This window comes from Anaerobacillus sp. ABA4_114, assembly GCF_056159065.1.
Genome location: NZ_JBSWUM010000002.1, coordinates 391,866 through 414,973, shown reverse-complemented (window position 1 = coordinate 414,973; position 23,108 = coordinate 391,866). Strand labels below are relative to the sequence as shown.

Annotated in this window: 25 protein-coding genes; 10 read left to right on the top strand and 15 right to left on the bottom strand. The window is 35.3% G+C overall.

Annotated features, from left to right (window positions below; genetic code table 11):
* Positions 1-9: 9 nt before the first annotated feature.
* Entirely contained in the window at positions 10-1,134 is a 1,125-nt protein-coding gene (rpoD, locus tag ACXAEY_RS23810; RefSeq protein WP_474815825.1) for an RNA polymerase sigma factor RpoD, read from the bottom strand.
* Positions 1,135-1,414: 280 nt separating this feature from the next.
* Between rpoD and ACXAEY_RS23805 the strand changes: the two genes are divergently transcribed.
* The 3 genes from ACXAEY_RS23805 (at position 1,415) to ACXAEY_RS23795 (ending at position 2,488) form a co-directional block, all read left to right on the top strand.
* Positions 1,415-2,044 (top strand): hypothetical protein, encoded by a 630-nt coding sequence (locus tag ACXAEY_RS23805; RefSeq protein ID WP_474815822.1) that lies wholly within the window; start codon positions 1,415-1,417, stop codon positions 2,042-2,044.
* 78 nt (positions 2,045-2,122) lie between these two features.
* Positions 2,123-2,278 carry a hypothetical protein gene (locus ACXAEY_RS23800; RefSeq protein ID WP_474815820.1) on the top strand — a complete coding sequence of 52 codons (156 nt, stop codon included), beginning with the start codon at positions 2,123-2,125 and terminating at the stop codon, positions 2,276-2,278.
* 12 nt (positions 2,279-2,290) lie between these two features.
* Complete coding sequence (locus ACXAEY_RS23795) at positions 2,291-2,488, top strand: hypothetical protein (RefSeq protein ID WP_474815818.1); 198 nt, start codon at positions 2,291-2,293, stop codon at positions 2,486-2,488.
* Positions 2,489-2,534: 46 nt separating this feature from the next.
* Here ACXAEY_RS23795 and ACXAEY_RS23790 read toward each other — a convergent pair whose 3' ends face one another.
* Together ACXAEY_RS23790 and ACXAEY_RS23785 are read right to left on the bottom strand one after the other, a co-directional pair.
* Positions 2,535-3,794: a hemolysin family protein gene (locus tag ACXAEY_RS23790; protein ID WP_474815816.1), complete on the bottom strand. Its 1,260-nt coding sequence runs from the start codon at positions 3,792-3,794 to the stop codon at positions 2,535-2,537.
* A gap of 81 nt (positions 3,795-3,875) precedes the next feature.
* On the bottom strand, positions 3,876-4,703 hold the full coding sequence (locus ACXAEY_RS23785) for a hypothetical protein (protein WP_474815814.1): 828 nt from the start codon (positions 4,701-4,703) through the stop codon (positions 3,876-3,878).
* A 109-nt stretch (positions 4,704-4,812) separates the two neighbouring features.
* Between ACXAEY_RS23785 and ACXAEY_RS23780 the strand changes: the two genes are divergently transcribed.
* Complete coding sequence (locus tag ACXAEY_RS23780; RefSeq protein WP_474815813.1) at positions 4,813-5,400, top strand: hypothetical protein; 588 nt, start codon at positions 4,813-4,815, stop codon at positions 5,398-5,400.
* 55 nt (positions 5,401-5,455) lie between these two features.
* Here ACXAEY_RS23780 and ACXAEY_RS23775 read toward each other — a convergent pair whose 3' ends face one another.
* Positions 5,456-6,154, bottom strand: a complete 699-nt coding sequence (locus tag ACXAEY_RS23775; protein ID WP_474815811.1) for a hypothetical protein — start codon at positions 6,152-6,154, stop codon at positions 5,456-5,458.
* Between the two features lie 64 nt (positions 6,155-6,218).
* Positions 6,219-7,145 carry a tyrosine-type recombinase/integrase gene (locus ACXAEY_RS23770; RefSeq protein ID WP_474815808.1) on the bottom strand — a complete coding sequence of 309 codons (927 nt, stop codon included), beginning with the start codon at positions 7,143-7,145 and terminating at the stop codon, positions 6,219-6,221.
* A gap of 151 nt (positions 7,146-7,296) precedes the next feature.
* Here ACXAEY_RS23770 and ACXAEY_RS23765 point away from each other — a divergent pair, with 151 nt between their 5' ends.
* Both ACXAEY_RS23765 and ACXAEY_RS23760 read left to right on the top strand, forming a co-directional pair.
* Positions 7,297-7,956 (top strand): thymidine kinase, encoded by a 660-nt coding sequence (locus ACXAEY_RS23765; protein ID WP_474815806.1) that lies wholly within the window; start codon positions 7,297-7,299, stop codon positions 7,954-7,956.
* Between the two features lie 225 nt (positions 7,957-8,181).
* Entirely contained in the window at positions 8,182-8,889 is a 708-nt protein-coding gene (locus tag ACXAEY_RS23760) for an HD-GYP domain-containing protein (protein WP_474815804.1), read from the top strand.
* Positions 8,890-8,966: 77 nt separating this feature from the next.
* Here ACXAEY_RS23760 and ACXAEY_RS23755 read toward each other — a convergent pair whose 3' ends face one another.
* Positions 8,967-9,629 carry a hypothetical protein gene (locus tag ACXAEY_RS23755; protein WP_474815801.1) on the bottom strand — a complete coding sequence of 221 codons (663 nt, stop codon included), beginning with the start codon at positions 9,627-9,629 and terminating at the stop codon, positions 8,967-8,969.
* Positions 9,630-9,789: 160 nt separating this feature from the next.
* Here ACXAEY_RS23755 and ACXAEY_RS23750 point away from each other — a divergent pair, with 160 nt between their 5' ends.
* The 3 genes from ACXAEY_RS23750 (at position 9,790) to ACXAEY_RS23740 (ending at position 13,528) form a co-directional block, all read left to right on the top strand.
* The gene (locus ACXAEY_RS23750; protein WP_474815799.1) at positions 9,790-10,881 is read left to right on the top strand and encodes an RNA-guided endonuclease InsQ/TnpB family protein; all 1,092 of its coding nucleotides are present in this window, start codon (positions 9,790-9,792) and stop codon (positions 10,879-10,881) included.
* Positions 10,882-11,764: 883 nt separating this feature from the next.
* Complete coding sequence (locus ACXAEY_RS23745) at positions 11,765-12,403, top strand: TerC family protein (RefSeq protein ID WP_474815797.1); 639 nt, start codon at positions 11,765-11,767, stop codon at positions 12,401-12,403.
* A 66-nt stretch (positions 12,404-12,469) separates the two neighbouring features.
* The gene (locus tag ACXAEY_RS23740) at positions 12,470-13,528 is read left to right on the top strand and encodes a D-alanine--D-alanine ligase family protein (RefSeq protein WP_474815795.1); all 1,059 of its coding nucleotides are present in this window, start codon (positions 12,470-12,472) and stop codon (positions 13,526-13,528) included.
* Between the two features lie 288 nt (positions 13,529-13,816).
* Here ACXAEY_RS23740 and ACXAEY_RS23735 read toward each other — a convergent pair whose 3' ends face one another.
* Positions 13,817-14,413: a hypothetical protein gene (locus tag ACXAEY_RS23735; protein ID WP_474815793.1), complete on the bottom strand. Its 597-nt coding sequence runs from the start codon at positions 14,411-14,413 to the stop codon at positions 13,817-13,819.
* Between the two features lie 134 nt (positions 14,414-14,547).
* On the opposite strand from ACXAEY_RS23735, the gene ACXAEY_RS23730 reads away from it, so the two are divergent.
* Positions 14,548-15,549: an NAD(P)H-dependent glycerol-3-phosphate dehydrogenase gene (locus ACXAEY_RS23730; protein WP_474815791.1), complete on the top strand. Its 1,002-nt coding sequence runs from the start codon at positions 14,548-14,550 to the stop codon at positions 15,547-15,549.
* 33 nt (positions 15,550-15,582) lie between these two features.
* Here ACXAEY_RS23730 and ACXAEY_RS23725 read toward each other — a convergent pair whose 3' ends face one another.
* From ACXAEY_RS23725 to ACXAEY_RS23690, 8 genes are all read right to left on the bottom strand, one after another.
* Positions 15,583-16,356, bottom strand: coding sequence for a sigma-70 family RNA polymerase sigma factor (locus ACXAEY_RS23725; protein WP_474815789.1), 774 nt, complete (start codon positions 16,354-16,356; stop codon positions 15,583-15,585).
* A 220-nt stretch (positions 16,357-16,576) separates the two neighbouring features.
* On the bottom strand, positions 16,577-18,238 hold the full coding sequence (locus tag ACXAEY_RS23720; RefSeq protein ID WP_474815787.1) for a peptide ABC transporter substrate-binding protein: 1,662 nt from the start codon (positions 18,236-18,238) through the stop codon (positions 16,577-16,579).
* 249 nt (positions 18,239-18,487) lie between these two features.
* On the bottom strand, positions 18,488-20,104 hold the full coding sequence (locus ACXAEY_RS23715; protein ID WP_474815785.1) for an outer membrane protein assembly factor BamB family protein: 1,617 nt from the start codon (positions 20,102-20,104) through the stop codon (positions 18,488-18,490).
* Positions 20,105-20,198: 94 nt separating this feature from the next.
* A complete protein-coding gene (locus ACXAEY_RS23710; RefSeq protein ID WP_474815783.1) occupies positions 20,199-20,867 on the bottom strand; it encodes a hypothetical protein in 669 nt (222 codons plus the stop codon).
* A gap of 14 nt (positions 20,868-20,881) precedes the next feature.
* Positions 20,882-21,529: a hypothetical protein gene (locus tag ACXAEY_RS23705; RefSeq protein ID WP_474815781.1), complete on the bottom strand. Its 648-nt coding sequence runs from the start codon at positions 21,527-21,529 to the stop codon at positions 20,882-20,884.
* Positions 21,530-21,650: 121 nt separating this feature from the next.
* Complete coding sequence (locus ACXAEY_RS23700) at positions 21,651-22,067, bottom strand: ArsC/Spx/MgsR family protein (protein ID WP_474815779.1); 417 nt, start codon at positions 22,065-22,067, stop codon at positions 21,651-21,653.
* 96 nt (positions 22,068-22,163) lie between these two features.
* Positions 22,164-22,373 (bottom strand): hypothetical protein, encoded by a 210-nt coding sequence (locus ACXAEY_RS23695; RefSeq protein WP_474815777.1) that lies wholly within the window; start codon positions 22,371-22,373, stop codon positions 22,164-22,166.
* Between the two features lie 97 nt (positions 22,374-22,470).
* Complete coding sequence (locus tag ACXAEY_RS23690; RefSeq protein WP_474815775.1) at positions 22,471-22,962, bottom strand: hypothetical protein; 492 nt, start codon at positions 22,960-22,962, stop codon at positions 22,471-22,473.
* Positions 22,963-23,108: the final 146 nt, after the last annotated feature.

The window sequence follows — 23,108 nt, the reverse complement described above, 5'->3', positions numbered from 1 at the left end:
ATTAAGGTGTTAGCTCTTTTTAAAGTCTCTTAATTTTGCTGAACGAGAAGGGTGTCTTAACTTTCTAATAGCCTTTGCTTCTATCTGTCGAATGCGCTCTCTTGTAACCCCAAACATTTTCCCTACATCCTCAAGAGTCTTGCCCTCTCCGTCATTTAATCCGTACCTTAGTCTGAGGACCATTCTCTCTTTTTCTGTTAAGGAAGCCAATACATCCTCCAGGGTCTCAAGCAACATTGAATTTCTGGTCGATTGCATTGGTGTAGGATTTACTTCATCAGCCACGAAATCGTTTAGTGTGCTTCCATCTTCATCTCCGCCTATTGTACTTTCCATTGATACAGGGTCCTGAGAAATTCGGAAAATCTCCGACACTTTAGAAGGCGATAATTCCATTTCTTTTGCTAACTCTTTATGTGTAGGCTCTCTGCCAAGTAGTTGAGTAAGTCGTTTGTTCTCTTTCTTCACTTTGTTTATTGTGTCGTTCATGTGCACAGGTACTCTGATTAATTTCGCCTGATCAGCGATTGCTCTTGTTATTGCTTGCCTGATCCACCATGTTGCATACGTACTAAACTTATACCCTTTAGTATAGTCGAATTTTTCAATCCCCTTCATCAGCCCTATGTTTCCTTCGCTGATTAAATCTAAAAAGTCTAACCCAGCTTTACCTCTTTGCATATACTTCTTCGCAATTGAAACTACAAGTCTTAAATTAGAGTTTGCTAACATTTCTTTTGCTCTCTCATCTCCATTTTCAATTTGCTGCGCTAAGATGACTTCTTCTTCTCCAGTAAGTAATCGATACTTTCCAATTCTCTTCAAGTAAATTTTCACTGCATCACTAGCTTCTATGTATTCTTCCTCTTCCTCTTCTTCCTCTTCTTCCTTGATTAGGTCTTCAATATAAACGTCTTTCTCTTTGCTTTCTACATCATCCATGTCATTTTCTTCTACAATCTCTACTTTCAAATCTTCTATAAAAAGGTCATACAGAGCTTCTAATTGACTCTTATCAAAATCAGATTTATTCAATACCTTCTTCAATTCATAAATACTTAATACGCCTCGTTTTTTGCCTAAGATAATAAGGTTCTGAATCTTACTCTCTAGTTCAGTTGTTTTAACTACCAATAAACCACCCCCAAACTTTAAAAGACTTTATGAAATATAAAAATGCACCGTTCCTTTGACGCCTATATAATGATGATTTATACTCCTGAAAATTGGTTTGGTATTTGTTCAATTTATTGATTACGCAACCTTCTAAAAGTGCATAAAAACTCCTATCTACCTTCGACAACATTGATATAAAACTTTAATAAATATAATTAGATTATCAATCGAACTCTATCGGACTATAATCAGTTTTTAATAAAAATCAAGCATGAATCGTAATAAAGGAGGGTGTATATTGAGAATTAACGCTATAGATTATTTTGATAGAATCAGTGAAATTATCAATGAGCCTAAGCAAGAAGAATTATCAAGTATATTCGAAGCTGTCGATTTCAAATTAAAGAGAAACAATTACCACTTTAGTAATATTCAACGATTACTTCTAAAATCAGAAGACTTACAAAATAATGATTACTATGATGATATTTACATGCCAATCTATTATGAGATAGAAGGGTTTATGGTTTCTTTAAGATCAAGCGTGGACATAATTCTCCATTTAATAAATAGATGTTTCGAACTTAATATTGCTAACAATTCAGTTTACCTACACAATGTTTATCATCATGAGAATCTTCCGGTTAACATTAAGAACATTTTTCAGAAGTACACTAGACCATATAACAATCCTGTGTGGAATTTCATCTATAATTTACGAAATGAAGTCGTACATGAAAAAAGCGTTGACCAAGTTTTGCCCATTAGAATAGACATGTTTTTATACCAAACCCCAACTTTGTTTTTGACCTATGAAAATAAAGATAAAGAACTTACAACATTCTTTAATAATTGCTTGATGTTCCTGGAGAGGTTATGCTCTCGAATGTTGCAAGCTATAGAGGTGACGCTAAAACAAAGACTTTAAAATAAGGGATGTATTTTAGACCAAGAACTGATTCTGTTGTATAATTTGTTCTAGAAAATGAAGTGGGAGGAAAAGTAAATGAAACAACAACCAACAACGGAAAAACAATTAGTTAAATACAACGGTACGTTCTGGTTACTCGATTCAATATCTTCTAACGGTATGGCAAAGATTTGGACGAATGGACAGCCAGCTATAGTTCATGAAAGCCTGTTGGAATACTATAAAGGTTAAGGACGGTGTGTCATGGAAGAGTACAAACTTTGTTGGATTAAACAAAAGAAATGGGACAACGAGCCTGGAGGATATACTTGTTTTATGAAGTTTAGTAGCATTGATGAAATCATTACAATGATGAAAAACTGCTATTATAACGGCGAGTGGATTGAGGACGGGAATGGTAATAGAGTGAATGTAGAATTACGCAATTATGCACTCTCATAAAACGAGAAACAACACCATGAAAAAAAGGGCGGAGTATTCCGACCTTTTATTTTTTATATAGGACTTCCTTTACTCTTTGTCCGTCCTTTTTCAAGACTATAAATTCTTCTCCGCTATTTAGTTTTATCTTATCTTCCTTGCTTAGGTCTAGTTTCGTTACCAAATAACCCGCAATAGTATCAAAGCCATCTATATCTTCTAGTTCCGTACCTAGTTGTTCGTTAACCTCATCTATCAACACGTTCCCTTGAATTACTATGCCCTCAGAAGTTGTTTTGAAAGGTTCTTCTTCATTATCGTATTCATCTCTAATATTCCCTACAAGTTCCTCAACAATGTCTTCTACAGTAATCATCCCAGAAACGCCGCCATATTCATCTAATACAATAGCTATTTGCTGTTTGTTCTTTTGAAGAGACTTCAAGACATTCTTAATCAATGATGTCTCAACCACAATAGGCATTTTTCGAATTATAGAATCAAAATCATTATCTTGATCATGGTTATAAACATCACGTAATGTCACATAACCGATTATATCGTCCAGGTCCTTTCCTATTACAGGGAACCTAGAAAAAGTGCTTTCTTTAATGCGACCTATATTCGTCTGAATATCGCAGTTTGACTTTAGACAAAACATATCCTTACGATGAACCATAATTTCGCGCACGATTCTTTCATCGAAATTAAACACTTTTTGAACCATATTCTGCTCATCAGGATCCAAATCTTTACTGTTAGATACTATTATCTTGATCTCTTCCTCACTGTGATCATCATCTTCTTTAACAGTAGTAAATCCTAACAATCGTACCAGGCGATTTGCCGAACCATTTAATGTCCAAATTAATGGATATGAGGTTTTGTAAAAGAATATTAAAGGTTTAGCAAACAGTAACGCAAGCTTTCCAGACTTTTGAATCGCAATTGTTTTTGGAGCTAACTCCCCTAATACAACGTGCAAAAATGTTATTACTGAGAACGCTATTATAAATGATACGGTGTGTGCTGCACTGTCAGGCACACCCCATTCCTTTGAGATTGGGAGAATCATTTTAGCTACGGTTGGCTCTCCTAACCATCCAATTCCTAGGGCTGTAAGTGTAATGCCAAGTTGACATGCTGAAAGGTATCCGTCTAAATTGTTCAATATCTTTAGAACTCGTTCTGCATTCTTATCTCCCTCAACCACTAATTGTTCAATCTTTGACCTTCTTACTTTTACAATTGCAAATTCAGATGCTACGAAAAATGCTGTTAGTATTAATAGTATAAGAAGGAGAGTTATGCCTAGTGCACTGTTCAAAAAATTCCCCCTTCAATCATAAAAGACTCTTCCTTTATATGTAGGAAAGTGCTAATTGTCCAGATATAGATTGATTTCATTTTAGTTCTTGCTTCTTTTAAGACGTAATCTTAATTTCAATTCACTTTTCACTTGTTTGTAAATTTGTTCATAACCAGCTGTATTATTTTTAAGGTTGTTATAAATTAAAATCAGTTCTTTTTCAGTTAGTTGGTTAATCTGCTTCCCTTTTAATTGTCCTTTTGGAATAGACATGGTGTTCGCTGCTTGATCTACTTCTCTCACTGTTTCTTGCTTCTTCTTTCTGCCAACAAATTTAGGTTTCCAAGTTACTAGAGGTTCGCCCATCATCATGTGAGACAACTCTAATGATGAAATATAATCTAATATTTCATGTGCCATTTTAACTGCTTCATGGTAAGAAACGTAGCTTTGGACTCTAGTCTCAGGAGTACCAACCATTTGTATAGAATTTGTTCTTGTAAGCCTCCCCTTCCCCTTCATAATAGTGAAAACGTATTGCCGTTCCTTTCCTAAAACTCTTCCATCAGTATCTCTTACTTCCCTTTCTCCTTTTGAGATTGACAAGATCCTTGATTCGGGGTCTCCTCCTTTTCCTTCGTCCGAACCACCATACTCTACAAATCCTTTTGGGTATAGTCTAAGTGGGAATAATCGGTCAAAGGTTCCCTCTATAATCGACCTCATAATCATCTTTACGCTACTTTTATCTAAATAGGCATAGGCATAACCTTGAGACTTATCACTTATGCTGAATTTTAAACTCCCTTTGTATATCTGTTCTTGGTGCCTTTGGTTAGTCGTTCTGAATGTAAGATTAGGTGTGACATCTAAGGCTGACCGCTTCGTCATGTATTTATATATTTTGTGATCGTAATTGCTCTCCAAAAAAAATCTCCTGCCTTTGCTATTTAAATTGACCTTTTATTAGCCAAACTGCATTACTAATTAAAAGGAATACAGCGTTCATCCAACAATTTAACTTGTGGTGATGAACTTGAGAATATATACAGATTTTGTAGTTTTTGATCCAGATGCGCCACTGCAACAATTTGGGGACTTTTCCATAAGAACAGTTGAATTACATGATTGCTTAGAGAAGATTATTAGATGTATCGGGATTATTAAACCGGTAATCCCTTCTCACATTCGTGAAGGAATTATAGTCCATATATCTGATATTCCTGTTTGCAATGCAAGTGCCTCAGTAGATTTAGACGATTACCGTGAAGTTGTAATTATAAACCTTAATTTACTCCACATATGTTATGAATTTAAACAGAATAAACAACTAGTGAATATATTACTTGGGAGTGAAAGAGAATCCCTGAATAGGTATGCTACCTTTTTAACTCTTCACGAGATAGGACACATTTATCATGCTCTAACAAAACAAATTCAAAAATCTTCAGCATATGAATTATTACTAACCTACTCCGAGGAAAATAGCCACATCTACGAAAAGTTTGACACCCAAGTAGCTTCAAACCGCTCTCACTCTTTTGAAGTTGTTCAGAGAGCTTATAGAGAGCTCTCCCCAGAAAAAGCAGCAGATGAATTTGCAAACTGTTGGATTGATAGGTGATAAACAAAAAAAGCCTTACACTTGTGGGCTTTTTTTGATCAATATGTATTCCGTTCTATTCAAAGCTTATATCTACAAAAACCTTTGGATCCTCTTTGATGCGTTTAAGTGTAGTGAAATTAATAGTTAAGAAGTTACATTCGGATTTGTTTTCTTGAGTCCAACTCTCAGTAACTTCCCATGCCTTATTCATCTCTTCCTCCGAAGGACAAATAAAACCTATGTTTCTTTTATCAACAGTCCGATCTAAAATATCCTTTAACTCACTCTCAGATGATTTCGCTAAGACTGGTGTGAGGTAATAATGGTCTCCATTCTTTGAAATCTCCGCTACGGTATCATTCAGATTTTCAATAATAAAATCTTTCTCGATAAGAGCAGTTTTGACTTTTTGGATATCCAAGCTGTTACCGCCAAGCTCATCAACAGGTTGCTCCGAAAATTCATCCCCCTCTTTTTCCACTAAAATAGGCTTCTTTGGTGTGGAATCATTGTCTATATTAAAGATAGACTTGGCGAATTGTTCAATTTCTACAGCATTAGTCTTAAAAACAAATTTATTGAAGTGATTGATGTTCTCAATTGTCTCTTTCGCCTCATCGAACCGGTTGTAGTTGACGTGCTCATCAATCATCTTTGAACCTGCTACTTTAATTTCTTTTTGTAGCTTTTTTAGCTTTCCTTCCATTTCAGTGTTTGTCTCGACGAACGACCTCAAAGCGTCTTCTAGTTTGTTGAACTTTTTAATTTCCATATTAACCACCTTTAAACCCTGTTTTTAATCTGTTATATCCTTGTTAAAGTTCAGAAAAAACCCTTTATCGATTATGTGATTTTTTACTCGCTTTATTTAACTTCTTCGATAATAGGTCCTTACTTTTGAAATCAGCTTTAACTTCTTCTTTATCTGGATTTAGATATCGCATTGTAGTAGAGATATCGCTGTGCCCAAGAAATATTTGAATGTTTCTTACGTTAACCCCTCCCAAGAGGTAATTAGTTGCAGAGCTCTTACGCAAATCGTGGCACCCGATATTCTTTTTTATCCTGGCTTTCTTGATATGTCTTTTTATCAAGTCATGAACTGATCGTGGCTTTAGAGGTTCTTTAGTTAGTTTTTTATTAAATAAAAATTCAGAGTCAACAGGACGATTCTTTAAATAATGTTTAAGCTCTTTTGCTACTTGTTTAGGTAGAAAAGTCTCCCTATCCTTTCCACCCTTACCATTTCTAATGTGAAGTGTGTTGTTTTTGAACTCTACATCCTCTACTCTAAGCGCACATAATTCGCTTACACGAACCCCGCAAAACAAGAATACCATCGCAATGCACTTGTTCTTATCCTTATATACGGAGTGTTTAGTAATGCTATTAATGAAGCGCACCGCTTCATCTATAGACAAAACATGCTTCCTCTTCTTATCAGCATCTTTTGTTTTAATAGGATCTAAAGCATCCGTTGGAGATGAAACGATATAGTTTCTGGAATTCATGTATTTGAAAAATTGTCGAAGTACAGAAGCTTTTTTGGAACGCGTTGTAGATGTATTCCCTTTATCTATTAAGTGTGCCTGATACAAGTCAATGTGAATGGTATCGACATTTTTAATATCGTCTATCTCTTTCTCTTTTAAGAACTTAATAAAGTATTGTAGCTCTTTTCTATATTGATTTAGCGTTTCTTCAGAACGGTTCAAACTCTTTAAATAACTCAGGAATAGCGTAATATAATCATCTAAATTCAATCTTATCCCCCCTCTCGCTTCTTTTCTTTCAAAAAAATGTTTCTCCTATCCGATTCCAGCTCCATCAACAACAGAACGAATCAAATAAACAATAAATTATATAAAATTATATAAAAAAGTAATATAATGATTGAAGACAGGAGGGGTTAATATGTTTTTGCCTGGAATAAAAGGTTTAGATTTTGGTTGGATTGTGGTCAATTCCGGTAACATGTTTGGCGGTAAAACGGAAAGGCTTATGTCCCAAATAGATGTAATTAAGCGCAGTGATCAATTGAGGAAAGACGCAGCGCTGAGAACAGAGGAAAACTATAACAGTCTTTCAATAGGCGTCTTTAAGCACGCTATTGATATAAGGTACGACAACGAAGAAGTAGCTTCTCATAATGGGAAGAAGGTTCCTGCAATACCGGTGAATAATGTAGAAGAATTAATAGGTTTAGTAGAGTACAATAATTTCAGAGTGATAGGCATTGATGAAATACAGTTCTTTGAGGAAATAGGTGAAAATCAAGAGTATAAAATCCTACACGCTCTAAAAAGATTTACTGACGATAACCGCTATGTGATTTCTTCTGGATTGGACAAGGATTTCAGAGGTCTTCCATTTGGACCGATGGGAGATATACTAGCTATGGCAGACGAAATAACCCAAAATTTTAGTTTGTGTGCGAAATGTGGTGCTGAAGCCACTCTTACCCAAAGATTAATTAACGGGTTGCCACCAAAATTTGATGATCCTATTGTTTTAGTCGGATCAAATGAAAGTTACGAACCCAGGTGTCGTCTGCACCACGAGGTTCTCTCATAAGATTGGGACACAATTGATTGGCTAAATCGCCCGAATTGCATATAGGAAGAAAGGAAGAAGACCTCTACTATTATTAAATTAATAGCATAGGTCTTTTTTTGTGTTTCTCTATAACATTACACTAACGTTTACTAAAAAGTTATCAGTTTTATTTCCAAAAAAAGGGTTTTGGAATATAATCCCTAAGCGTGGAAAACTGACTTTTTATTAAAGGTGGTGTTTATTTTGGAAAAGTTTTCGTATGACCTCTCTTGGATTGATTTTAAGAGGGTTAACTCAAAAAAAGATTTGCTAATCTTAATGAATGAACATGATAAGAACTCTCTAATTTTTTGCTATCATACTGGATTGTTGAATGCAGCCATAGGGAAGACCTTGGGTATTGAGGGAGAAAGCCTAAACCTTCTTTACCAGAGTGGTTTATTTCATGATGCGGGGAAATTAGGAATGAGCTCTTCCTTCCTAAATTATGAAGGTGCATACACTATCAAAATGTACAATGAGATGAAGAAGCATGCTACTGGAGGTGCGCATGTCCTCGAAAAGCTTAACGTGGAGCATCAATTAATTGAAGCATCTAAGTATCATCACTGTAATTTTGATGGCACGGGATATCCAGGAGGTCTTTACCACAAGGAAATTCCTTTATTTGCACGGATTACAAGAGCATCTGATTCTATAGACGCTTATATGTCAAAGAGGTGCTATAAAGAAGGTGGACCTGCTAGAGGGGCGTTCGATGACCTTAATCAATATAACGGCACAAGTTATGACCCTGAAGTGTTAGAAGCTTTTAGTGATGTCCATAAGAAGGTTATGAAAAGATGTCATGAATTAGGCATGGACCAGCCTTCTCAGTTTGTATATATGAATCAAGTCGAAGAATTAACTGTTCCAGAGTTTCATAACAAATATGTAGAAGGCTTGATCTGAATTAACAGTATTAGCGAATAAAAAACGTTTCTCTATTTTAAGAGAAGCGCTTTTTTATTGACCTACTCCCTAGTGGATTAGAAGTACCGTATATTAGATAATAACTTATATTGATCCGCTAACAAATAATATGTAGTTTTCGCCCCATCATGTTCTTCTCTTAAGGCGCTTTCTATACTTAAAAGTAATAGACTCATCTCGATTTGTTTTAACTGCTCCAATGCCCTATCCTCATTTGCTGAGATAAAGGTTATTTCATCGGGGTATGCTGCATGTTTTTTGTACCAATTAGGAAATCTCCTATGTTCTTTTAATCCTTCTTCGATTGTGTCATAAACCCCCTCTTGTAAATCGTGAGTGATGAACACTTCATCAAATGAATCAACCTGGCACTCACGAAATCCTATTCCGACAAATAGTGTTCGTTTTGTTTCGCTGAAAAACTTTTCTAACCGAGATATAACAGTATCTACGTCACATGTTTCTTTTTCCAAGAAGCACTGCAAATTGTATTTATAACTAGCAAGTTTGTCACACTGTACATCCACAGCCAAGAAACAACTTGAAAAGGATTCAACATCATCTTCAGATATGAAAAAGACATCTCTTAAACATATATGATCTTTTACAAACTCTACTCGCCCTAAATTGCTTTTGATTAACGATAATATCTTTTGGTGTTGAGGTAATTGCTCAAACTTACGGTGATTTATCTTGGTCCATAACACCTCTTTGTCCATATATATCACACCTTTCTTTAATATACATCCATAATTGCAATTATCTAGAAAGGGTCAAATTCCTTATGGTTAATTTCCTGTGGGGAGTAGCGGAATTGTTTATTTGTTTTATTTGAAAAGGGTAAATGATATCTTATTTGAAATATATTTTGGTGAGAAAATGAAAAACATATATAGAACGTACAAGTATAAGTTGTTGTTGAGTCGGTCACGGGAGAAAGAACTCGATATCCAGTTTTCCAAATTTCGATTTATTTATAATTATTTTCTGAAATACAATAAAGTCTATTTCCAGAAAAGAGAACGATTCATCTCAGTGGAACAAATGATAAATCATATTCCAACACTAAAGCAAAAGTATCCGCATGTTGCTGATGTGAAATTTTTCTATATACAATCGGTTATTTACACATTAAAAGCAGAGTTAGACAATTCTTTAAAGAATGGAACCAAAATAAACTACTTTGAACGAAATATAAACGAAAAAATAACTATAAAGCGTAATTATAAAATCGATGAACCTTCTAGCAATATTTCAATCTCGGGATTATTTTCATGTAAATACGTAAACTCAAGGAATTTGAATGGAGCTGCTAAGTCAATAACAATTACTAGAACCGCTGATGATTGGTACATACATGTATTGGTGCAAAAAAGGAGTTACCAGAGGGACATAAATGTCAAAAAAGCAATAGGTGTAGATGTCGGTCTAAAGGAGTTTGCTTTCCTGTCTACGGGACATAAAGTAAATAACCCAAGGCACTATAGAAAACTCGAATCTAGATTAAAATCGGAACAGAGGAAGCTCTCCCAAAAGGAAAGGGGATCTAGTAACTGGCACAAACAGAAGAAAAAAGTCAAAAGATCATATCAAAAGTTAACAAATTATCGAAACGATTTTCTTCATAAGCTTTCTTCTCATCTTGTATCAAACTACGACATCATCGGAATTGAAAAGTTAGGTATTAAAGATATGGTAAAAAACCGTCACCTTTCCAAATCAATTCATGATGCTTCTTGGGGTATTTTTATTAAGATGTTGAAGTATAAGGCTCAAGAGCAAGGGAAGTTCGTTATTGAAGTTGATCGATATTTCCCTTCCTCACAAATTTGTTCTAATTGCGGTAACAAGCGCTTAATGCCCTTGCATCTAAGGACGTATGTTTGTAAAAAATGCGATTTTAAGATAGATCGTGATTTCAATGCGTCTATTAATATTAAAAATGAGAGTTTGAAAATATATAAACAGTGATTTTGATAACCTCTAGGCGGGGGGAGATAGCCTATATTGGTAGGAATCAGTAAGTTCTGAACGTCGAGGGAGTAGTGGAATGTATAGCCTGGCAAACCGTCAGGCTATTTTCTATTCTATAAGGTTAAATTTTAAGTGTTATCATTTCGAATTGTGAACCCTGTGTTCCCCTTCTTTTAAATTTCCTGAGTAAAACACCCCACTTTGTATCGTATCCCCTCGGAAATCTCTTGAATGTAAATGTTACACCAAGCATTTTACTAATATTGTTTTAACTTCTATCCTATGTACGGTAGTTGATTAACAAGAGATTGATTAACTTATATTACCCCTCCCCACCTCTAAAGTGTCCATCGTTTTCTTTTCTTTTCAAAGCCTTTCTCCCCCACTCACTTTTCCCTATCAGTAGCAATTGAACAATGCAGCGTTGTTTGAAGGGTGTTTTTATTTCTTTATCAATAATCATCTATATAAATTAAGGAGGGTTAGAACTGAAAATATACTTGAACAGCCTAAATGCTCCTCAAAAAAGAAGCTTAATAGTTTCTATGCGTCTTCAAACCAAACAGTTTTTAGACCATTACGACGGGGACCTTAGCAATTTTGATTCCACTGAAGATGTTATAACTTCGTTATTTTTGTATTGGTTAATCAACTCTTCAAGAAAAAGGTACTTCTGGTGTGTTACAACTAATGCCTCTATTTTAAACGAACACTATGCAAAACAAATGAAAAGAAAACTACGCCTTATCTTCATGGAGACGATAGTAAAGCATCCCAAGTATAAAATTTTATCTCTTTAACATTCCAAAATATTTAATTTCTATTATTATACTTACAAGAAAAGAGGTGTATATATTTGTTTGATATTCAATGGTCTATTTTGCTTCAAATTATACTAATCGACCTGATCCTATCAGGTGACAATGCGATATTAATTGCAATGGCAGCAAAGGATTTGCCAGAAAAACATAAGAATAAGGCTATTATTGCAGGTACTGCTGGAGCGGTTGTGTTACGCCTAGTCTTTGCACTATTAGTCGTATGGTTATTGAAAATTCCATTTATCCAACTTGTAGGCGGCTTATTATTGTTATGGATCGGTTACAAACTGATGGTAGGTAAAAACTCTCACGACAATGTTGATGGAGGTACTACAATATTCTCTGCAATAAAAACGATAATAATTGCCGATGCAGTTATGAGCCTCGATAACGTGATGGCTCTAGCTGGTGTCTCTCACGGTAGCTTTGGAATGATATTAATCGGAATACTAATTTCAATACCTATTATCATATGGGGAAGTAAATTCCTCATTGTGGCTATGGAAAAGTACCCAATAATAATCTACATAGGTTCTGCTGTACTCATTTGGACAGCTGGAGAAATGATTGTTCAGGACGATAGCATCTCTGATTTAGTTCACAATGCAAATCTTGAATTGCTTATCCCTGCCCTTTTGACCGTCACACTTCTATTAGTAGGTTATCTGAAGGGCAAAAAAACAAAAGAGGTAGTTTAAATCCTCTTTTGTTTTTAATTGTTCCTTATCAAATCCTTACAATAAACCCTCTGGAGGTATTAAAACATGACGACTATTATCCAAGAAAAGACACGCATAGCAGTAATTTACGGTGGGAAATCAATGGAGCGGGAAGTGTCTGTTAAGAGCGCTTTTTCAATCTTAAAAGCTATTGATTACAAAGGTAAAGAAGTGTATCCCATACATATTAATTCTAATGGCGATTGGGAGCTGTTTGAAAAACTTACTTCTCCGCCAACAAAACTCGAAAAGTTAATGCCTAGAGGGTCAGCGAACCCTACTAGTACACCAATTGCTTTAATGATTTTAAAGGATATAGATGTAGCTTTCCCTGTCTTACATGGACCATACGGTGAAGATGGTAAAATCCAAGGACTATTCGAGATGTTAAATGTACCCTACATAGGTTGCGACGTTATTTCTTCGGCTTTGTCTATGGACAAGGTAACAACAAAGATCATGTTAGACTCTTTCAACATACCTCAAGGAAGGTATACATTCATCACTAGGGGTGAAAGGCTAAACTCATACAAATCTATTGAAGAAGTAAAGGATTGCGCTAATTATCCTTGCTTTATCAAACCCGCAAATATGGGGTCCAGTATAGGAATCAGTAAAGCAAAAAATGCCTACGAACTAGAAGAAGCAATCAACAAGGCTTTTGAATACGATAAAAGGGTTATTATTGAAGAGTTTATTGATGGGAGAGAATTAGAGATTGGAGTTCTCCAAAAAGCTAATGGAGAGATTGTTCTTTCTGCTATAGGAGAAGTAGCTACAACATCAGACTTTTACGATTATGAAGCAAAATATCAAAATAAATCTGTGACTAACCTAAGTATACCTGCTGATATTAGCGAAGATACTAAAGCGCTAATCGATGAATTCGCAAAAAAGACTTATAAAGCTCTACAATGCTCCGGTCTGGCGCGGATCGACTTCTTCTTGAAGCGTAACTCAGGGGAGATCCTTGTAAATGAGGTAAATACAATGCCTGGATTTACTGAAAGAAGTATGTTTCCGATGTTATTTGATAAGGTGGGTATCTCTTACTCTAGTCTGATAGAGCAATTGATCAAAACAGGGATGGCAGGAAATAAATAAAACAACCCAATTGCGCGTCAGAAAGATTGTAAGAAACACTATTCGATATGTTTCACATGAAACATTGTTTAACTGACAAACTCTGCATGTAACAATCGATTTATTTAGTCATGTTTCACATGAAACATAGAGGCGATTCGACAGAACCCTTAGGTTAAGTACAAAAAAAAGAGGTAGTTAACTCTCAAAACTAGGTTGTTCGCTATGTATTAAGGGGAAAAGCGGTAAAAAATAAAAACAGTGTAAATCCACTCAGGGTTAGCACTGTTTTTATTTTTTCCAATAAACTTAATAATTTTCGATCAGTTCCAACTCTTCTTTAGTCAATTTACCCTGTGTATCAGAATAATTCGTCTTTCTATGATCCTTTATTTTATATGTACTACCCTCTTTTACCTCTTCCAAAGTCATTTCACCGTCATACTCTTCAGTAACTTTTAAGTTATCCTCCGTTATTATTTTTCTTGTCATATGGTAATTAAAAAACACTTCTTCGTCATCTTGAGATACCTTCTCCTGATTTCTAATCGCTATAAGAGATACTATGACATTCTTTTCTTTATAGTTGTTAAAAACTTGCCTTTTTTCTTTTTCAAACTCGCCAGGTTCTATATAGAGTGACCTTAACCAAATATCAAAGGTCTCAACATCTTCAATCTTGTAGATGTTATTTTCATAAGCAAGCGCTGACCGTCCTATTGATAACATTTCTTCTTTAGATAACACCTTGATTTCTTCTTCCTTTATTCCTATTGCCTCTTCCAGTTTATTGACGACACCTATCCCTCCATCTACAAACTGATTAATTACAATACTTGCAGTAAGTAAGATTATAGGGACGGCAAATACCATAAAGATCACCATGTAAAATTTCTTCCTGTACATCGCCTCACCCCTTCACTACCTCGTTCCGATTTATGAAATTATAATCAAAAACGCGATTTAAACAAATTTTATTCTCTTTTATTTGAGAGGACTGTTGCTCCTTTTTCAACATTAATGAAAAAGGAGGAGATATTATGAATACAAAAGTATCTGTAATCGGTTCAGGAAGTTGGGGCACTGCTTTGGCAAAGGTGTTATCCGATAATGGTCATAATGTTTGTATCTGGGCAAGAAGACAGGACGTTGTAGATGAGATTAACAATCATCACACGAATACAAAATACTTACAAAACGTTAAGTTGCCTACTAATATATTCGCTTCTACATCGTTAGAAAGTGTAATTAAAGATTCTTCTTTGGTGATATATGTAGTACCTTCTCACACAATGCGAGAGGTCGTTAAAGAGTCTTCTAAATACATAAATGACTCCACTCTATTAGTTCATGCAAGTAAAGGTTTCGAAGAGGCTACCAATAAAAGAATGTCCAACGTTATAAAGGAAGAACTAGGCGATCAATATTCTCAGAAAATCTCTGTATTATCAGGTCCTAGTCATGCTGAAGAAGTTGTTAAAGAACTGCCCACTACGGTAGTTGTAAGTAGCAAGAACGTAAATTACGCACTAGAAGTTCAAAATTATTTTAACAATAATTATTTTAGAGTTTATACAAACAAGGATTTAGTCGGTGTGGAATTAGGAGGTTCGCTAAAGAATATCATCGCACTTGCAGCAGGTCTATCCGATGGTTTGGGGTATGGAGACAATACAAAAGCAGCTCTAATTACAAGAGGCTTAGCAGAGATTTCTAGATTAGGGGAGTGTATGGGTGCAAGCCCAATGACATTCTTAGGGTTGTCCGGTGTTGGAGATCTAATGGTCACATGCGCAAGTAAACATAGTAGGAATTGGAACGCAGGTTTCAAGCTAGGGACTGGAGAAAGTGTAGATGAAGTAATAAAAGGCTCTGGCATGGTTGTAGAAGGCATTAAGGCGACAAGAGTAACCAAACACCTGTCCGATGTTTTAAACGTCGATATGCCTATTACAAACGCCTTGTACGATGTGCTGTTCAATCAGGCGGAACCATTGAAGGCGACAAACAATCTTATGAATAGATTATCAAAGAACGAATAAATGGTATAGAACATTTTCTAAAAGAGAATTCGATTATTGAACATCTTTAGCGCTCATTCGCTCCCTTAATAGTGACAGAGCCTTCTTTTCTAGTTTATGTATGTGCTTTTGTGAAAAATCTAAAATTTCAGCAATTTCACGTTGGGTTTTTTCTTCAAAAAACCTTAACAAAATAATTTCCTTCATGATGAAACCTAATTCATCAAGTGCGCGGTTAAGTATAATTTTATCGATTGAATAACTTTCAACATCATCATCACTAGAAAGGTTGGCTCCCATTGGAACCAATACACCTTCATCATCGGTTGAATAATTTAATGACCCGACATTCTTTGTTGAAATGATCGCCCGAGCCATTTCTTCTTCTGAGTAAGGTAAATGGGCAGCAACCTCAGATAGAGAAGGTTTCCTTTGATGTACCTTTTCGAAAGTGTCTTCGTACTCAAATACTTCCTTAGCAAGCACTTTCGTACTTCTATTAATCTTTATTAGATTATTATCGCTAATATAATTTTGTATGTATCCTATGATGAAATGCGTAGCATACGTGGAGAAAGCTACTGAACCGGAATAATGATAGTTATCAATCGATTTAATCAAGCCAATAACCCCTACTTGGAATAAATCATCTTTATCATCTCTACGGTATTTATGAATGATGTTGAATACTAGTCTTAGGTTCCCGTTGACAACTAAGTCTCTATATTCGATATCATTTTCCTTTTGATATTGCCTAATATAATCTCTGTTTCTTTGATCATCAAAAGAGATATCGTCATCAGAGAAGTGGAACTTACCCCCATTCATGGCTAATAGCATCTCCCTTTCTATTTTCGAGATAAAAGGTCTTTGAACGTGTATACCCATTCTAACATTCTTCGTGGGATATTATATTGAGAAAATAAACTAAGAATCAAAAAAAAGAAGTGCTGAAACTCATCAGCACTTCCTTTTTCTGTTTTTTAGTTGCCGTTTTGGATTATTGTCATAAAAAATATATAGTTTACCTTTATAGGTAAGGACTATGTTACTTATCAGAGTCTTTTTCCTTCTTGTGAGTCAATATTTTCGCCCATTTATAGGAAATGCCTCCGCCTACAGGGTGTGAAATAATATCTTTCACATAACTTTGTTCGATATAGTTTTCACCTTTTTGAAACATCGGGATTATAGCCGTATCTTCTTCTAGTAAAATCTTTTCGGCTCTTTTCATATATTCCCACCTATCCCCTTTTTCATCAGATGCTAGTTTTATTAACCGATCGTACTCTTCATTAGAATAATTCATCTGATTTTTAGGGTGATTGGTTTCGAAGATTTTTAGAAAAGTCATAGGATCTTGATAATCCGGACCCCATCCCGAAAAGGAAATGTCGTAATCTCCTTCATCTTCCATTCGCAATTTTTCTTTTATTGGTTTGGGATCGATAACAATATTTAGTCCTTCTAGATAGTTTTCTAGTTGATTTTTAATAAACAAGGCAACTTCCTGAGTTAACGCACTCTCGTAATTTAGCAATTCAAGCGTTACTTGTTTAGTGCCTATTTCTTGTAGCCCCTTCTTCCAATATTCTTTACCAATTAATTCTTCCACGTTGTTATAACCGATTTCATTACCTCTAAAGTCTTTCCCTTTACTATTAAAAGCGAAATCATCAGGCACAAAATAGTGAGCGGGAGAAGCGCCTCCTTTAACAACTTCTCTGACCATCAATTCTTTGTCCCATGCAATTTCAAGAGCTTTTCTGATGTTTGGGTTCTTCAATACTTCGTTATCTTGATTCAGTCTTAAGAAATGTATTACAGGTTTTTCTACTGTATGGAAATCCGTACTATATTGGAATTCTTCCAGGTATTCAGCAGTAATTCTAGTCCTGTCTATTTCCCCTCTTTTATACATCTCAACAGCGTGAGCCATATTTTTCGAACGTTGGAAATTAATCTTTCCCACCTGAACAGAATTTCTGTCCCAATACTTCTCATTTTTCTTTAATTGAAACCCTTGGTTGTCTGTCATCTTAGACAAAACGAAAGGTCCGTTGAAAACTAGAGAATCGATTCCATCCATCGCATAATAACCATTCTGATTATTTACGAAGTCTTTGTTTTGAGGAAAGAACGTTGGAAAAGTTGTAAGGTTGATAAAGTGGGGAGTAGGCTTTTCTAGCGTAACCTCCAAGGTGTGCTTGTCTATCGACCTAACACCTAATTTATCGACTTGACCATATATATCGCTACCTTGATTGATGATCTCCTTAGCATTCTTAATACTTCCCAGATTAAAAGCATTCGGAGATAGCGAATTCGGGTTCAAGGCTTTTTTCCATGCAAATTCAAAGTCTTGGGCAATTATTTTATCGCCGTTGCTCCAATATGCATCCCTTCTTAATTCAAAGGTGTACCTTTTCCCTTCATCTGTAACTTCGTAACTTTCAGCAACTCCTGGTACCGGTGTATTGTTTTTACCAAGTCTGTACAAACCCTCGAACACATTATTTAATATAGTAAAAGTAGGAGCGTCGGAAGCTTGCGTAGAGTCCAAAGTTGTCATTCCTGAACTCTCAGCCAAGTTAAGAACTGGTAACTCATCTATATTATCCGCACTGTTCAAAATGTCATTTTTATTTAAGTAGATAAGACAAACGATCATGATGGATAGCGTAAATAGGAGCCATCTTCTGTATCTCAAGTTGATTCCTCCAATGTTAAAAAAAGTAACATTGATTATTATAAGTAAAAACCGCTCTTTTTTCCATTGAATTTATAAAAAAACATAAGAAATGTAAGTTTTTTGATAATTTGAGTAGAAATAACTAGGGAATTTAACCTAACAATCTGGAAATAACATGCAAATATTATTAGTTTTTATATGTAATAATGGTATTCGTGTATATAAATGGAAAGAGCGACTGTTCTTCTGCAGCCGCTCTTTTTCCAGTTATTTAACTTCTATTCCGTAGAATTGCCCACCTCTAGTGCCGAACACAATCTTGTTATTATATGCAACTGGGGAAGATTCGATATTGGAGCCGAAATTGTCCGCAAAGATAATACTCCCATCATCGCCATTAACTAGATGGACGTTCCCTACAGCGTCCGCTTGAAGAATATACATATTCCCTTCTTTATCTGTAAGATCTAATGGTGATGACCAGGAGTAAGAAGGCATTTCCCATCTCCAATGTTCTTTTCCTGTGTTCTTATCAATAGAGACTAAGATACCGCCCCCTACCGTCTTATAACGAGCTATTGTAAAATATACAGAATCAGATTGCTCACCCTTTCCTAACAAAGGAGTCGCTAACATCCCGCCATTTACGCCAGAGATACTATAAGCAGGATACTCTGATTTCCAAATCACTTCACCGGTCAATCCATTAATTTTCCTGATCAATGTTATCCCCTTTGAACCTTGCTTATCAACCTCAGTTCCGGTGTATAGAAATGGTGTTCCGCCCTCAACATCAATTACAATAGTAGCATCAGTATCATCTGTACCCTCTAATGCCCATATTGGTCTCATGTTAGTTAAATCAATAGCTTGAACACTACCTCCATTGTCTGCAAAATATGCGATGTTCTTGTATGCTGCTACAGAGTTCTCTATACCTTGATGGTTATTACCGTTAATTTTATAGCGGTACTTCGTTTCTTCTGGGTCAACAGAAATCGTTCCATTCTCTTTGTCGAACAAAGTGTTCAATTTGACACTATAGAACAGTCCATTTTCTCCCCCTAACAACATGGTATCTGTTTCTTTATTAATTATAGGAGAACCGTCAAAAGCGCCCCAACCTCTATAAGATTGATTGTCTATACCTGGGATGAAGTATAGGAGTTCTCCATCAATTAAGTTAAAGATTCGATATCCGATCTCACCTTGCTGAGGGATTCCTTGACCTACGTATAAGAGCGGGTACCCCCTTGGATCTACAGCTACACTACCTTTGATTGGATTTTGTATTTTCAGAGGGTCTCTGGTTTCTTCACCACTATCTAAATCTAAGAAGTAGACATTACCATCTAAGGAAGCATAAATTACTTCTGTAAAATCTTCTTTCTGTTTAAACCGCTCTTTAACATTCATTATTTCAAGTACATCTTTACCCCAAGAAATTATAGCGGGAGAACCAACCCAGCCAGATCCGCCTCCCCATTCACTGTTTCTTTTTGTTTCGAAGGACCAAATTACCTCAAAAGCTTCGTCTTCAATCTCAACAATTCCAAAGGAAGGGGACGACCTTAAATGGTCACCTCTAAAAGTTAATACCCCTTTTATATCAGTGTAGGTGTCTCTAAATAAGGGATTTACCCCTTCGTTTTTATTCGATGTCTTGCTATACGGCATAACGTCATATGATATATTTTCAGTATTGTAGGATTCTACTTGGATAGGGGAATAATCTTTCTTTTCTGTAACTATTTCCTTCTTAACTATGATATCTTCTTTTTGAGTAGATATCCCCTCTTCTGGATTAATTCCATCTCCACATCCTGACAGCAAAAGCGTACTAGTAATGACAGTAAGCACTATTTGTAGTCCTTTTTTTCTCATATGTATCCCTCCCTTCATAATGTTGGTCTATCCCGCTCCATATCCTGTAATAGTGTCTTATTTCTCAAATAAAAAAAGAGCAATCCGCGTGGGATCACTCTCCTTCTAAGATACTTACCTTTACTTTTTTTGCTGTTTCCAACATGTTGAAAACAGGTATGCCATTTACCTCATATCCTTTAATAAAACCATCTTCATATATATGACTTGATATTCCCTCGACTTCCTTAATAAAGAAAGAACGAACAATGTTCATTACCCTTTCCTTATCACCATCTCTATTAGGGAAAAATGATAATTCTCTAGGTGTCATATCATCTTTGGTAAGAAAGCCGAATGTATAATGGTGTTCAAGCTCTGTATACCCATAGGTGAAATTGGAACAGTAGACATCCATTAAGTCACCTAATGATTTGAAGGCTAATAGCATCTCTTCTACTAGTGCAACCTTCTCCCTTAATTGAGACAGTAATTTATTCAGAAGTTCCGAGTTTTCAATAGTATTGTGATCATCCGCATAGCAATAGTGAATGACCTTATTATTATGGAACTCTAAGACCAATTCGTACATAATATAAGGGATGTTTGAAATTATGACCTGTATATCACTACAGTTAGGGAAATGATTACGCAATACTCGTTTTATATCGAAAGGACTTAAACAGTCTTCCTTGTATTCAATATGAGCTTTCTTAAAATGCACGAGAACTTGTTTTTTGTTGGCGAAGGTTCCATTACATACGTTGCAATTATAATTCTTCAAATAAACACCTCTACTTACTCCAAAACTTCTATTCTTAGTTTCTGACCGCTTTCTAATAAGGAAGATATAGAAACGTTGTCTATGCTGTAATCAATCAAGTGATAAGGACTTGTCTTAGCAATCAGAACAGGCGTACCTTCTACTTCTCTTAACAAATCCATCTTTAATCTAGAAATATATTCTTCTAACTCTTCCTGGGCAGGATCAAAGTAGCTATCTCGAACTCCTTCACCTCTAGAAAAATAATAAAGACCTCTCCCCTCTTCTGTATAACGATATCCAGCAGATGTTATTAACTTAGAGGCATTTGCTCCTAAATCGTGAAGTACCATATTTACCAAATGCAATCTTATGGATAGAGCCAGTTTCATTTCTTCTAATTTATTAACATAGTCATCTTCCGTTAGGTAACCTTTTACTACTTCGACTGTAATAATGTCGCTTTTTACAGTTACTTTATGAGAAGTTTTATGATGAGTTGTAACTTTGAGTTCATCGAAATAACTTAACCCTATTCTTTTCACTAAATAATCACGAACCTGATTGTTCGATAGTTTCGGCTTAATATGTTCAAGCAGAATGTGTTCCTGGTATATATGATTATCGAGCTTATCTTGGTTATCAAAAGCACTTCCACATACACATACATATAAATCTGACACAATATTACCCCGCTTTCTCCATCATTAATTTTAGCCTTTTATATGTAGTTAAACAAGTTGAAAATTAATTAATAATATCTTTTATTAATATTAAAAAAGAATGCGACGAATTATCGCATCCTTAACCAACTGACATTTTCCTTTCTTTTTCTAACAAAGCTTTTAATTCTTGATACTTGTGCTTTCTGGTGAAGAATGTGCGCAGCTCTTCTTCTGAGAATCCGAAGAATGTTTTGTCACCTTCTATAACAATTGGTGTTTTAAGCAGTCTAGGATGATTTACCACTAAATTTACAAGCTCTTTCGTTGTATATAATCCTAATTCCTTAGTCAAATGCACAGACTCACCTGCAGATTTAACCAGTAGGTCGCTTGAACCCTCTCCAGTCCTCTTTAATAGATCCATTACCCACTCTTCGGTGACATGGAGACTTTCTAACCTTTTAACTCGATGTGGAACTCCATTATCTTTCAAAAACTTGATCGCTTTGGTCGATGAGTTACATTTGTTCTTTTTAATTACTGTAATTTCTTTCATGCTGCATTCCATCCTTTCTTCTTTTTTATTTTATTAATCAGATTATAAACCATATATTGGAAATGTATTAAATTTTATCAAAAAAAGGACTCACACTTATTTATCTAAGTGTGAGTCTCTTATTGTTTCTATTTTCTTTTTAAATTCTCTTTTGCTATCCCACCACATGAAGATTAGTGCAGGGAATATTAACATAGCGGGCAGGTAACTCGCTATAAATGAATCTTCAGGAATCTGCATTAATGGTCTTAAAAAAGAAAATAGAAGACCAAAAGCAATTACCGAAACCACTATCCACTTTTTCATCCAATCACCCTTCTAAACAAATTGTAACCCTATTACGTAACTTTGTTGCGCCCCCGTTACAGAAAAGAAGGCATAAGCCTCCTTTGGTGAGCTTTAATTAATCGTTTAGATTAAGTCCGTTACTAGGTCGGTTAACGACCATGATCGACGCACTTTTTTCGTTTCTCAAAAATTCTATAAAATCATTCACGTCATATCCGTCTTCAGGGATTTCTCTTAAGCTCCCCTTCCATTGATGTACAAAATTATACATGTCTTCTGGAGGGATGTCAGTAGATAAATAAGCTTCTTGCCCATCTGTATCGCTCCAAATGTCATACCAGTGCTCAGGTCTCAACATCTGACTTAACTTGTATTTAGCCTCTTCTATTACTCTTTCCACCTGAACATCGCGCACACAAAAGTGTGATAAGTAATCTTCGAATAAGACTACTTCTTTATTTATTAATTTTCCATGTACTTTTGCAATCGTTACTGTTTCGTTATTTGGATCGTTAACAGGCACTCCCTCAATTAAGAAAGTAGTAAACCCGTTGTTATTTTGGTAGTTAGACTCACAACTTAACTTGCGATATTTTGTTGCTTCCATTGTAGATTCCTCCTCAATATTTTTCTAATTGTAGGATACTCAATGGAAGTGTGTGAAAAAAAGATATGTTTCTTTGGGAAAAGTTCAATTTATTCCTAAAGTTAGTTTTCTTACAATTTACTGTTAGGAATATTTATTCTGCTTAG

Excerpts from the sequence above, each read along its gene's own strand:
- ACXAEY_RS23800 (WP_474815820.1), top strand. The coding sequence starts at position 2,123 with ATGAAACAACAACCAACAACGGAAAAACAATTAGTTAAATACAACGGT.
- ACXAEY_RS23795 (WP_474815818.1), top strand. The coding sequence starts at position 2,291 with ATGGAAGAGTACAAACTTTGTTGGATTAAACAAAAGAAATGGGACAAC.
- ACXAEY_RS23725 (WP_474815789.1), bottom strand. The coding sequence starts at position 16,356 with ATGAATGGGGGTAAGTTCCACTTCTCTGATGACGATATCTCTTTTGAT.
- ACXAEY_RS23750 (WP_474815799.1), top strand. The coding sequence starts at position 9,790 with ATGAAAAACATATATAGAACGTACAAGTATAAGTTGTTGTTGAGTCGG.
- ACXAEY_RS23700 (WP_474815779.1), bottom strand. The coding sequence starts at position 22,067 with ATGAAAGAAATTACAGTAATTAAAAAGAACAAATGTAACTCATCGACC.
- ACXAEY_RS23695 (WP_474815777.1), bottom strand. The coding sequence starts at position 22,373 with ATGAAAAAGTGGATAGTGGTTTCGGTAATTGCTTTTGGTCTTCTATTT.
- ACXAEY_RS23765 (WP_474815806.1), top strand. The coding sequence starts at position 7,297 with ATGTTTTTGCCTGGAATAAAAGGTTTAGATTTTGGTTGGATTGTGGTC.
- ACXAEY_RS23690 (WP_474815775.1), bottom strand. The coding sequence starts at position 22,962 with ATGGAAGCAACAAAATATCGCAAGTTAAGTTGTGAGTCTAACTACCAA.
- ACXAEY_RS23715 (WP_474815785.1), bottom strand. The coding sequence starts at position 20,104 with ATGAGAAAAAAAGGACTACAAATAGTGCTTACTGTCATTACTAGTACG.
- ACXAEY_RS23740 (WP_474815795.1), top strand. The coding sequence starts at position 12,470 with ATGACGACTATTATCCAAGAAAAGACACGCATAGCAGTAATTTACGGT.
- ACXAEY_RS23755 (WP_474815801.1), bottom strand. The coding sequence starts at position 9,629 with ATGGACAAAGAGGTGTTATGGACCAAGATAAATCACCGTAAGTTTGAG.
- ACXAEY_RS23735 (WP_474815793.1), bottom strand. The coding sequence starts at position 14,413 with ATGTACAGGAAGAAATTTTACATGGTGATCTTTATGGTATTTGCCGTC.
- ACXAEY_RS23775 (WP_474815811.1), bottom strand. The coding sequence starts at position 6,154 with ATGGAAATTAAAAAGTTCAACAAACTAGAAGACGCTTTGAGGTCGTTC.
- ACXAEY_RS23730 (WP_474815791.1), top strand. The coding sequence starts at position 14,548 with ATGAATACAAAAGTATCTGTAATCGGTTCAGGAAGTTGGGGCACTGCT.